At 38.4% G+C, this 12,363-nt stretch carries 8 protein-coding genes; all 8 read left to right on the top strand.

Annotated features, from left to right (window positions below; genetic code table 11):
- Window positions 1-336: 336 nt before the first annotated feature.
- Entirely contained in the window at window positions 337-1,512 is a 1,176-nt protein-coding gene (locus B3I52_RS04805; protein WP_293299312.1) for a hypothetical protein, read from the top strand.
- Between the two features lie 38 nt (window positions 1,513-1,550).
- Window positions 1,551-2,210, top strand: a complete 660-nt coding sequence (locus tag B3I52_RS04800) for a head GIN domain-containing protein (protein ID WP_293299311.1) — start codon at window positions 1,551-1,553, stop codon at window positions 2,208-2,210.
- Window positions 2,211-2,228: 18 nt separating this feature from the next.
- Window positions 2,229-3,722, top strand: a complete 1,494-nt coding sequence (locus B3I52_RS04795) for a DUF4833 domain-containing protein (protein WP_293299310.1) — start codon at window positions 2,229-2,231, stop codon at window positions 3,720-3,722.
- Between the two features lie 28 nt (window positions 3,723-3,750).
- The gene (locus B3I52_RS04790; protein WP_349678671.1) at window positions 3,751-4,332 is read left to right on the top strand and encodes an RNA polymerase sigma-70 factor; all 582 of its coding nucleotides are present in this window, start codon (window positions 3,751-3,753) and stop codon (window positions 4,330-4,332) included.
- 11 nt (window positions 4,333-4,343) lie between these two features.
- Window positions 4,344-5,315, top strand: a complete 972-nt coding sequence (locus tag B3I52_RS04785; protein ID WP_293299309.1) for a FecR family protein — start codon at window positions 4,344-4,346, stop codon at window positions 5,313-5,315.
- A gap of 2 nt (window positions 5,316-5,317) precedes the next feature.
- Window positions 5,318-7,105, top strand: coding sequence for an STN and carboxypeptidase regulatory-like domain-containing protein (locus tag B3I52_RS04780; protein ID WP_293299308.1), 1,788 nt, complete (start codon window positions 5,318-5,320; stop codon window positions 7,103-7,105).
- Window positions 7,106-7,863: 758 nt separating this feature from the next.
- Entirely contained in the window at window positions 7,864-11,559 is a 3,696-nt protein-coding gene (locus B3I52_RS04775) for a hypothetical protein (RefSeq protein ID WP_293299307.1), read from the top strand.
- Window positions 11,560-11,702: 143 nt separating this feature from the next.
- Window positions 11,703-12,363 (top strand): hypothetical protein (locus tag B3I52_RS04770; RefSeq protein ID WP_293299306.1); only part of this gene is annotated, 661 nt, incomplete at its 3' end.

The following is a 12,363-nucleotide window of genomic DNA, read 5'->3' as shown; positions in this document are numbered from 1 at the left end:
TACGCCATGTGTCCCCCTTTGGAGGGGTAAGGGAGAGGATAACTAATTAAAGCAATAATGCACTACGGGTTATCATTTTTAAACAGTTTATCAGTTCCTGCAAATTTTAAATATCGCCACAGATGCACAGATTAGAAAAAAAACTTTTTGATGTTTGTCATCTGCGCATCTGTGGCTTTTATAAACGAAATTCATTCGTTGATTAAACCTATGGACTTTCAGTTTATAGTGGTTTAGTTTTTTTTGTTGTTGATTTTCAGTTAGTTGAATGTTTTTTGATGTGGGCCGTAGGGGTGTGTTCATTTCATGTTGTCTCATTTTTAAATAAGACACAAAATGAACTATTTATACCACAAAAAACAAAGTCTCCAATTTACAAAAATAGCTTTTTTAGGCCTTGTAGCGCTAAGCTCGGCTTTATCCGTAAAGGCTCAGGAAAGTAAAACGGTAAAAACACATTTAGGATTAATTTATCCGCTAAGTACCAACGGTACACACGCTCCTTTAGATACCAATAATTTTTCGGTTCACCTGTTAGTGGGTATTTCTTCGGTAGAAAAAGGAAGTGCGTTTGCAGGCTTGTCTAACGTTGTTCGTAACGAAGCTAAGGGAGTTCTCTTTGCAGGTTTTTCTAACCATGTTGGCAGAAAATCTAACGGGGCCTTATTTGCAGGTTTTTTAAACACTTATCGTACTGCCCAAGGTTCGCAATTTGCAGGCTTTGCCAATTTAGCGGCAGGTACCGTAAAGGGCGCACAATTCTCGGGTTTCTTAAACCTAGCTGGCGGAGACATGCAAGGCGTACAGTTGGCTGGTTTTGCCAATGTAGCCAAAAACCTAAAGGGAACACAACTTGCTGGGTTTTCAAATACAGCTCAGAATGTCAGCCAATCTCAATTTGCCGGTTTTATCAATGTAGCAAAAGAAGTAAAAGGAAGTCAGTTTTCGGGTTTTATTAACGTGGCCAAAAAAGTAAAGGGTACACAAATAGCAGGCTTTATTAACATCGCAGATAGTAGCGATTGCCCTATCGGTATTATCAATATCATTAAAAATGGAGAAAAAAGCATTGCTGTAACAATAGATGAAAGCCAAACGTCTATGTTAACGTTTAGGTCTGGAGGCAAACATCTTTACGGGATTATTGGAGCAGGTTACAACATCAAAAATAAAGATGAAGTTTATGCTTTTGAAGCGGGTTTAGGGGGGCATTTCTTCCAGACTAAATATTTTAGGTTAAACATGGAATTGACACAGACTATTTTAGAAAGTTTCGAAGCTGGAGAGTATTTTAAAGGTACATTGAGATTTTTGCCGGCTTTTAAAGTAGTGCCTTGGTTAGAGATTTTTGGCGGGCCTTCCATCAACTTCGTTTCTACCAATACCGTAGAAGGTTTTGCCCTGCATCCAGAAAATGAGAAGCTGGTTATACATACTTGGCAAAACAACTGGTCGGACTTTAGACAGTCGCTACATGTTGGCTACCAAGCTGGCTTGCAAATCGTTTTTTAATCAAAGTTTTATATACATCATCATCATAAACACACGTCATGAAACATTTTATCATCATTATTTTAGGCTTAATCGCCATCATCAATTTTTCCGCTTGTAAAAAAGATCGTTTAACTGCAAATGGAAATATCATTTCAGAAACTAGAAATTTAGGTCAATTTAATGCGGTAAGCTCTACCGGCGCTACGCCCGTGAAGATAATTTACGGTACAGATTACAATATTGTAGTTAAGGGGTCTAGTAATATTATTCCTTATTATAACACCAGAATAGTTAACAATACTCTGCATATTGGTTTTGAGACTGCAAATGTAAATAGGGATGATATTGAGGTAATACTTACTATGCCAATGATTAGAAAAATCTATTTAAGCGGGAGTACCCGAGTAGAAATGAAAGGCGATTTCCCATGGGTAACCAATTTTGATATTGATATCAGTGGTTCTGGAAAAGTGGAGTTAGACAATGAAATGCTGACAGACAATATAAAAGTCGATATTTCAGGTTCTGCAGAAGTTAAACTCGAGAACATGATGGCCAAAAATGCGGTAGCAGATATTTCTGGAAGCGGCGTGCTTAAAATTCAGGTGCAAGAAAAATTAAAAGTAAAAATAAGCGGTAGTGGTAAGGTTTATTACAAAGGCAGTCCAACAATTCAGCAAGATATTAGCGGCTCGGGAAAGCTAATCAAGTTTTAAACTTAAAATAAAACAATAATGGCGGGTCAATCATTTTGGCAAGCTTTAGGTGCCAACTTTGGTGCCGAAAAGCTTGCTCCGGGAGAGCTATATCTATTGCAAAGTAACACACCCAACTTAATTACCTATGCCTTGCCCTTTGTAGCAGTACTTACAATTCTGGAGTTTGTTTTGTCTAAAATTATGAAGCACCAAGACTATACGTACCAAGAACTAAAAGGTTCATTATGGGTTGGTCTGGGTAATCTTTTAGTAAACCTCTTGTTAAAGTCGAGTCTTTTGTTGGTTGCTGTTTGGTGCTATAACTTGTTGCCTTGGCGTATCGTTTTTAGTTGGTGGAGCCTTATCCCGTGTTTTGTCATCTACGATTTTTGTAGCTATTGGTCGCATCGTATTTCGCATTTTAATCGCTTCTTTTGGGCTTCGCATGTAGTACATCATTCGGCAGAGCACTATAACTTAACGGTTGCCTTTAGGCAAAGTTGGGTACAACACATCAAAATCGTATTCTTTTTTCCGGTAGCCCTCTGCGGATTTCATCCCCTTGTTTTCTTGGTGGCCAGTCAGATGAGTACGCTTTATCAATTTTGGGTGCACACCGAAACCATTGATAAGTTACATCCTTTTATAGAAAAATATTTCGGCACACCATCAAACCATCGTGTGCACCATGGTAGCCAAGAAAAATATATCGATAAGAATTTTGGGGCGACACTAATGATTTGGGATCATATTTTCGGGAGTTTCCAGTATGAGGAAGAGAAACCAAAATATGGTTTAACTGCTCCGCTAGACAATAAAGAAAATCCGTTGGTGCTTAATTTTCATGAGTATAGGGCCATAGTTAAAGATATTAAACAGAGCGATGGTTTAAGGGAGATTCTATTTTTTCTCTTCGCTAGTCCAGCAAAAGTTTATCGCTATAAAGCAGCTGTTAAGCGCAATAAGAAGGAGAAATCTAGCGTAGTATTTATCTTGAAAATAGCGGTTTTAGGGTTGCTCTTGATAATGTTGGGGCAACTGTTATCGGCACAGCCTTTATTGCCAGTGCCGAAATCTGAAAATATGCTGTTCTTTTTACAGCGTAGGCCTGATTCAAATACCGTGGTTTATCAATTAAATTTGGCTAAAGATGGGATGCTAAATGCAAAATATCCGGTTACGGCCTGGTGGATTAGGTATGAGGAAAATGGCCAAGTAAAGGAGCTCTCTGCTGTGGGTAGGCAGTTTGCTTACGGTGTACAATGCAAGCAATTAGAAAATGAAGTATTTGAAGTTCGACTGGTAGCTTACCCAAAACTACCCATGTACCTTCAAAAATCGTCAGCCGACCAACATTATCGCTTATACATTAAGGAAGATGGCAAAAACCTGCTTTTGAAACGTGTTTTTGTAAAGGTAGATGGCGGTAGTTTTTATTTTCCAAAGGTGCACTACATTGATTTGTTTACCCTTGATAGTGAGAATGGTGCGGAGATGTTGAAAAGAATTGATTTATTGTTAAATGGTTGATTGTGTAGCTGAAATCAAACCAATATATTTGAATAACGTTAATGTGAATATCGCTTTGCAAACCTATAACGATGTTGCCTTTGAGCAACTTTTTAAAATGCATTATAAGGCGCTACATGCCTATGCCAATATGCTGCTGAAAGATGTAGCTACTGCCGAAGAGGTGGTACAGTCTATGTTTTTAAAGCTTTGGGAAAAAAGAGATCTATTAGAGGTGCAGAGCTCTATAAAGGCATACCTTTATAAATGTGTATATCACGATAGCCTTAACCTCTTAAAACACGAGCAGGTAAAACAAAAGTACCAAGACTTTACGGTACATACTATGAATACCCATTACCAAGCGGCATCTCACAAAGCTGAACTCTCCGAATTACAAAAAGAGCTTCAGTTTGCCTTAAATGCACTGCCAGAACAATGTCGTATTATATTTCAACTAAGCCGTTTCGAAGAGTTGAAATATAGAGAAATAGCAGAACGCCTAAATATTTCGGTGAAAACGGTAGAAAACCAAATGGGGAAGGCTTTAAAAATTCTGCGTTTAAAACTATCGGATTTTTTAGTGTTGATTTTGTTGGGTTTAGCCAACCATAACGAATATTTGAATTAAACAAAAGCAGTATGAATGACGAGTTATTGATCAAATTTCTGCTTAACGAAACCACGGCAGAAGAAACAGCACAAGTACAGAAATGGATTGGGGCCAGTGCCGAAAATCAAAAGTATTACTATCAGTTTGAGCGTATTTGGAATGAAAGCGCTACGCTAGCAGAAAGTTCGGAGGCAGACGAAGAACTAGCCTGGCAAAAATTTAAGCAACGTCTTAACGAAAGGCAACTTGTACAACCAGTGGTTAAAAAAATAAAAACAAAGCCTCTTTGGTGGCAAGCAGCTGCGGTTTTTGTAATTTGTTTCGGTGCTTGGGCGGCCTATCAGCAATTTGTAGGGGGCTATACCAATCTTGCCAGTACTCATTTGGTGGTCAATAAAGAACTGCCCGATGGTAGTCAATTAGTGCTCAACAAAAATACCAACATCAGCTATGCTGCAGATTTTAAAACCAATCGTAAGGTGAAAATTAAAAGTGGTGAAGTTTTCTTTGATGTGGCGCACAACCGTTCGCATCCCTTTGTAATTGATATTGACGAGGTGAAGGTAGAAGTGGTGGGCACCTCTTTCAACATCAAGAAAAATAAAGAAAGTGTGGAAGTGATTGTAGAGAGCGGTACGGTTAAAATAACAGCGCAAGGACAGCCTACAGGTAGCAAAGAATTAAGATTAACCAAAGGAGAAAGCGTGCTTTTGGAAGAGGGTAAGGGCATTGCGGTAAAAAAACAAACGGAAGATGAGCTTTATAACTACTACCGTACAGCGTTGTTTGTGGCTAACAATACCTCGTTAGCTAGGTTGGTAGCCATTCTTAGCGAGGCCTATGGCGAAAAAATATCCTTAAGCGAATCTGTAAGAAACGATAAAATATCTACCACATTGCCATTCAAATATTCCCTAGAAAAAAACCTAGAAACTATTTGCGAAACACTTGATTTGAAAAAGCAGCGTAACCAAGACGGAATTTTGCTGTCTAAGAAGTAGAAATGAAAACCAAACTACTTATCGTCCTCTTTTTTGTGAGCTTTTGTTGTGCTGCGCAAACCGTTATTAATTACAATCAAAGTAATTTAGCTAAACGGGTAACGCTCGATTTAAAATCGCACAAGATTAGTAGTGTGCTACAGAAAATAGGCAAGGCTGGCGGATTTTATTTTACCTATAACGGAGCGTTGTTTGCTCAAGACAGTATTGTAAGCCTTAACGTTCGTAATAAGCCGGTACGAGAAGTGCTAGAACAGCTTTTTGATGGCAAAGTAGATTATAAGGAAAACAATGAATATATCATTTTAAGATATGCGGTAAACCATTTTGCTATCGAGGCAGAAAGTATTGTTACTGCCGAAAACCTATACGCCATTACAGGCAGGGTAGTTGATGCGCAAACGGGCAAGAAAGTGAAAAATGCCAGTGTTTACGAGAAACGGTTGTTGCAGGCTACCCTAACCGACGATGAAGGCTTTTTTAGTCTTAAATTTAAAGGAGCGCATTCGGCAATTATTTTAACGGCAAGCAAAGAAACCTACCGCGATACCTCTATTGTATTTTTGTCTAGTATTGATGTCAAGCCCAAAGGTTACGATGACCCAGATAAAGAAAAAGGCACATTCATGTCTAATCTGCTTGATAATTTTAGAATTGGTAGGTGGTTAACCTCTTCAAAACAGCGTGTGCAAAATATGAATATTCCTAATTTTTTAGCGAATATGCCGGTACAGGCATCGATAATACCTGGCTTAAGTTCGCACGGTAGCATGAGCGGAAGCGTAGTGAACAAGTTTTCGCTTAATTTAATGGGTGGTTATACCGCTGGTGTAGATGGTGCCGAAATAGCAGGAATGTTTAACCTCAACAAGGCCGATGTAAGGTACCTTCAAATGGCTGGTATTTTAAATGTTACCGGTGGCAGCACTACAGGCGCACAAATAGCCGGAGTGGTAAATATGGTGGCGCAAAATGCCAACGGCGTTCAGGTGGCGGGAGTTTATAATCATGTACGGGGAAACGTGAATGGTGTTCAAGTGGCTACAGCTAACTATGTAAAAGGCTTAACAGAGGGCGTACAAATTTCGGCCGTAGGCAATTTGGTAGCTGATGATTTTCATGGCACGCAGCTCACAGGTTTTACAAATGTAGTTCGCAAAGAAACTCAAGGATTTCAACTTTCTGCCTTTGGTAACATGGCATTGCAAGAGATGAAAGGGATGCAGCTCTCAGGGATTTTCAACTATGCCAAACATAACAAAGGTTTTCAGTTGGGGCTGGTCAACATTGCCGACACTTCTTCGGGGGTAAGTTTAGGTTTAATTAATGTAGTAAGGCATGGTTATCATAAACTGAGCCTGTCTTCAAATGATTTAATCAATGCCAATGTTGCTTTTAAAAGTGGTAACGCCAATCTTTATACCATCTTTTTAGTGGGCAAAAACTTTGTTAAAGATGAAAATATAACCACTTTCGGGTTTGGCTTTGGACATGATTTTTTTGCTGGTAGCAGACTTTCTTTTTCTACGGAACTAACAGCACAACAACTGCATTTGGGTAGGTGGGACTACGCCAATATCCTCAATAAATTTCAATTAAATTTTCAAATACGAATAGTAAAAGGTTGGAGTGTTTTTGCTGGGCCTGTGCTCAATTATTACGTTACGGAGGCTCCTGCTAATTATATTTCGGCTAAAGGTTACAAAACCCAAATTGAACCTGCCAATAGTAAAAATATTAACGGTTATAAAGGCTGGATTGGTTGGACAGCTGGTGTCAATATTTTTTAGCGATTAAAGCAATTGAAGAGGGGGTGTTTGAGGGCAATGTCATTAAGTTAAGCGTTGGCGGGGGCACAGCACATAAAAAATTGCATAGCTAGGCGTTATTTGCCCCCCGATAGTGGGAAATCAAAGGCGATGTTTATGTTTAATTAACGTTAGTTTGGGGTCTTAGTTTAGCTAAACAGACTCTGAAATAAATTCAGGGTGACGGTAAATTAGCGTTTCGTCTCCCGAAATTAATTCGGGACTAGCTTTTAAGGATCTATCTAATCGTTTTTTTAATAAACATAGCTTTAAGTTTTTGATTTACAGTGTAAAACATCCAAAACTCACATTAATTAAGCGAGTTAATAAGCGCAAGTCTTCTCTTCTCAAAGCCAAATACGCAAGGCTTGTGCTGAAGTGGATAAAGTTTGGTGTAAAAGAACAGGTTTTGTCGCTTTTGTACTTATTTTGCCTTATCTGTCGGTTTTGTCGCATGTTGACGTTTTGGGGGTACTGGTTTACCGTCGGTCTATCGTCGGTGTACCGTCGGTGCTACGTCGCTGGGTAAGACGCCAACACATGAAAATCGCACGCTGGAGTGGAGGTATAGCGAACTCCTGTTCTTGCAGAAAAACTGGGTAAGGTGTTGCGCTTTTTGGGCAATATTTTTCCTGCTTTTTAGGGGTGGTTTTTTGCTTTTACCTTGAAAAAATTAATTTTTAAGAGATGTAGCGTGTTTTTGTTAGTTGTGGTCTTTGTTTTGCCTTTTCATGCGCATAATGAGAAACCCAAACAAATTTTTCTTTATTATCGCTTTCTTATCTTTTTTAATGTTTAGCATACCATTGGTAAATGCACAAAATTATTATTACAATAATTTTGATACTGGGCAAATGGGTGCCGCAATTACACAAACTAGCACCAATGCCTCTTTACAACTTTCTACTAATTCGCCTCTGGTAGGTACGCATTCTTTGTCGAGTATGGGCAATGGTAAGGCGGCTGCTTATAAGTTTTCATTTGTTGATAACGGTTTAAGCATGAATACTGATGTGGAGAAAAACGGTTGGGAATGGACATTTATATATAGAAACTCAGGAGGTAATACTGACGATTCTAAAACAATAGATGATAATGAAAATGCTTGGAGGTATTGGCTTTATGCTAGTAACACTGATTTAACAGATATGAGAGGGTATTTTTTAACCCAGGTGGGCACTGTAATTCATATTTTTGTGAGAAATGGACAATATGACGTTAGGTCTGTTATTTCTTATGATTTAGCTCAGCTAGGCGGAAATAATATTACCTATGCTGTACGCATACAGAGAGTTAATCTTAATGGAAATACATTTAGAGTTTTTATTGACCCATATACTATTTCGAAACGCGAAGCAACTACCTTAAGAATGCAATCTAATAGCGGAGACTTTAATAAATATACAAACTACAACTATTCAGGCTTACAACTATCGTCAACTACCGCAGGAAGATTTAAGTTTGATGAATTTAAAATGTATTCAAGAAAGTTAGAAATAACTGCTATTAACGACCCCGCTAATGGTTTTTCGAACCCTCTTTATAATGGACAAAAAGATGCAGTAATTTATGCGCTTAAATTTAGAACTAGAGGTTTGTTTGATGAAGTTTATCAGCTTCAGCTTGATATTGAACAATCTATTGGGCAATATAGCTTTGCAGAGATAATTGAAAATCCAAGATTGTATCGCTCAACAGACGATTACTTCGGTAATTCGGATGATATACTAATCGATAAAAACCAAACAAACGGATCTTTTGCTCCTACAATTGGCAACAGAACTTTACAAGCAAACGATTTTGCAACTCAAATATTTCAATCCGTTGGAACCCCAGAGGGATCTCTTGTAGATGCAGGTTCCCTGTTTTTTAAAGCTGATATTAAATTAGATGCATCTAACAAAGGAACCTTTGCCATTAAAAAACTGGCTCGGATAGGTAATTACACCACAGGAGTGGATTATGTTAACCAAACAGGCGTGGTTCAGGGCAATACATCTACGGTACCAGCCGCTGCTGCTAAAATTTACGATTGGGTAGGCACAGATGCAACATGGACTACACTGTCAAACTGGAAACATCCTGATAACAACCAACCAACTACATTACCAGGTGTAACTGATTTGGTAAGAATTGGCGTAAGAACTGGTTTTGCCAAAAGCCCAACCATTTTGGCTGATGTTAAAATAGGCTCGTTATTAATAGGAGGAAGTAACGGAGTAAACCCATCAATAAACATAGCCAGTGGTAAAAAATTAACAATAACTACCTCTTTTAGCAACGAAAGAGCCTCGGCAATTTTGGGTAGTGGTAGCTTAGAAATCGAAGGAAGTTGGTTAACTTCAGGTGGCAACATCGATTTGCTTTCCGAAAACATAACCCTAAAGTTTACTGGAACTAAAGCACAATCAATAACCGATAAAAGTATAAACCCAAATAATGGTGTGCTGTTTGGCAATGTTTTGTTCTCTGGAAGCACAAAAACCCTTTCTGCTACAGGTAAGTTTGCACTTGCCGTAGGTAAATACTTAACCTTGGATGCAAATACAATATTGCAAACATCCAATAACCTCACCTTAAAAGCCAGTGCATTAGGCTCGGCTTCGGTTGCTGTAATTCCAAGTAACTCATCGGTTCAAGGTAAGGTTGTTGTAGAGAAATATATTCAAGGTGGTGGTAAAAACACGTGGCGTACCTACAGGATGCTTTCATCTCCAATTTATGATAATTCTGCCAATTTTACGAGCCAAGATGTAGCTGGTAATAGAACTTATAGTTTTACGCAGTTTATAGATGATATGATTATAGGTGGTAAAGGAGGGGCAAGCAATGGTTTTGATGTAACGCCAACAAACCCAGCTACTGCATGGACCTATAACAAAGGTTTTAAGGAAATTGAAAATATTAACACTTCCATTAATGTGGGCTATGGGGCGTATCTTTTTTTCTGTGGAAATAGAAATAATATTACAGCTAAAGTTACACCACCTTTTGTAGATGCCGAATCAATTGTGATGACTTTTGAGGGAGTGCTAAATCAGCAGAACGTAACCGTTCCATTAACCGGAGCTAATTTGGTGGGTAACCCCTATGCTGCCACTATAGATTGGAATAGCGTTTCCAAATCGAGTAATGTAAGTTCGATAATAAGGGTGTGGAATCCAAGTAATAGACAGTACTCTACTTATAATGGTGAATTTGAAATTAACGGAGGCTCTAAATACCTTGGGCCTGGACAAGCATTTTTTGTACAAACTACCGATGGTGGTCCGGGTGTGGTAACTTTTACCGAAGCAGCAAAATTAAGTAACACAAGTCAAGCTGCGGCATTGTACAATGTTGTGATGACTGCTCCCGTAAAAGAAGAAAAAAGTATCGTGACTAATTTAGGCAAGTTAGGGGTAGCTACTTCTGGTAATGTTTATAGTAATAGTACCTTAAGCCAGCCTTCAAAAATCCGAATTAAGCTATTAAGAGAGGGCACTGAAAACAGTGACGAAACGCTAGTAGTACTGAAAAATAATGAATTGGCTACTGTTTCTGGTAATGATGTGACTAAAATGAACGGTGAAACGGTGTTCTTGTCTAGTTTATCGCAAGAAGGAAGATTAATGGCCATCAACTATATGCCCCATGTTTCAGTAATTTCTTCTATCAAATTAGATGTAAAAGCAGATAATAGCGGAGCATACAAATTGATGTGCACATCAGAAGATATCCCTTTTGGTTACGAAGCAAAGCTAAATGATAAATACTTAAATACAATCACAAATCTGGAAGCAGAAAACACTATCTATTCTTTTGCTATTGATAAAACTGTAGCTGCTAGCTATGGAAGTAATAGATTTGAAATTTTGTTCAATCCAGTAACCACTCTTCCTGTAAATGTGTCCGAATTTACGGGTAGTCGAAATAATGAAGGAGTTTTATTGAAATGGACGACTTCTTTAGAAGAGAACAATAGTTATTTTGAAGTATTTAGAGGGGGAGATAAGCAAGAATATGCCAGTATTGGAATAGTAGAGGCTAATAAAAGTGGCGCTTATCGTATTTTAGACAAAGCGCCTTTAAACGGTAATAATTATTACAGCTTGGTTCAAGTTGATAAGGACGGTAAATCGACGCCTTATCCTCAACCGGTAACTGTAAAGTACGGCTTAAACGTAAAAGCTTCTAATGAGTTGCTGGTTTACCCTACCATTGTAGAATCAAACTTTACGCTGAAGTATAGCGGAGCCAATGCTTCTAATCGTTTCATTGTTAAAATTTCAGACCTTACAGGAAAAAATATATTCCATAAAGAAGTAGGGAAAAACGAACTGTTAAATGGATATAGCGCCAGTTTTCCGGCAACTTCGTCAGGCGCTTACTTTGTATCGCTCATCGATGCCGCTAGTAAAAAAAATATTGCTAGCGCAAAACTATTCAAAAAATAATCGGAAATGTTGTGGGTGCGAAAAGTTGAAATTAATAGTTTTTAGGTATTGTATAAATGCCTAAATTTTTCGACTTTAGCGAAATTGTTTGGTTTACAGAATAATAGCTTGTTTTAGCAAAAGAAAAAACATTAGAAAGGCCTATGAAAATTTTTACCAGAATTAAATTTCTTTTATTGTCATTAATGGTGCTTGCCAGTGCCTCTTCGCTGTTTGCACAGGTGTCAATTACACAGGCATCCTTAGGCCAAAACATTTCTGTTGATAAGGCAGTGGGAGGTTCTTCAAATGGGTATACCAACATAGGAACATTTACCATCGAGGATCAAGCAGCCGGACAATTTTCTGCCGGTGTTGATAGAAAGATATACATCGTGCCATCGCATTCCTATTGGCAAATGAATGCTGGCGTTGGTAGTTTAAATTTTGGCGGCACCAACATTACAGCCGCTTCAATGGTGGTACAAAGTAATGTAATTACTATTACCTATACCGTTGTAGGTACAAATGCTGATAATAATTATATCTCTGTTTCGGGAATCGAAGTTCAATCTACCACTACAGCAAGAGAAACTGCGGTTGCATCTTTAAGGCGTAGTACTACTTTTGGTGGTACTAATGGAGCAATTGCTGGTTTTGCAAATAATGCAGTGGTTGCGCCTTTATCTGAAGTTACAGGTGCTTTCACTAAATTACAACTACTTTTGCCAGGCGAAACTGCCGCTCCCGGTACGCTAACAGGTAAAACAGGTACATTGGCAGACATGACTGCTGGTGTGCGGTTTCCCGTAACCGTTAGGGCAG

The sequence above is a fragment of the Pedobacter sp. UBA4863 genome (assembly GCF_002399615.1).
In the GTDB taxonomy this organism is placed as follows: domain Bacteria; phylum Bacteroidota; class Bacteroidia; order Sphingobacteriales; family Sphingobacteriaceae; genus Pedobacter.
Note: the sequence above shows the minus strand (reverse complement) of the source record. Positions and strands in the feature narration are given on the sequence as shown.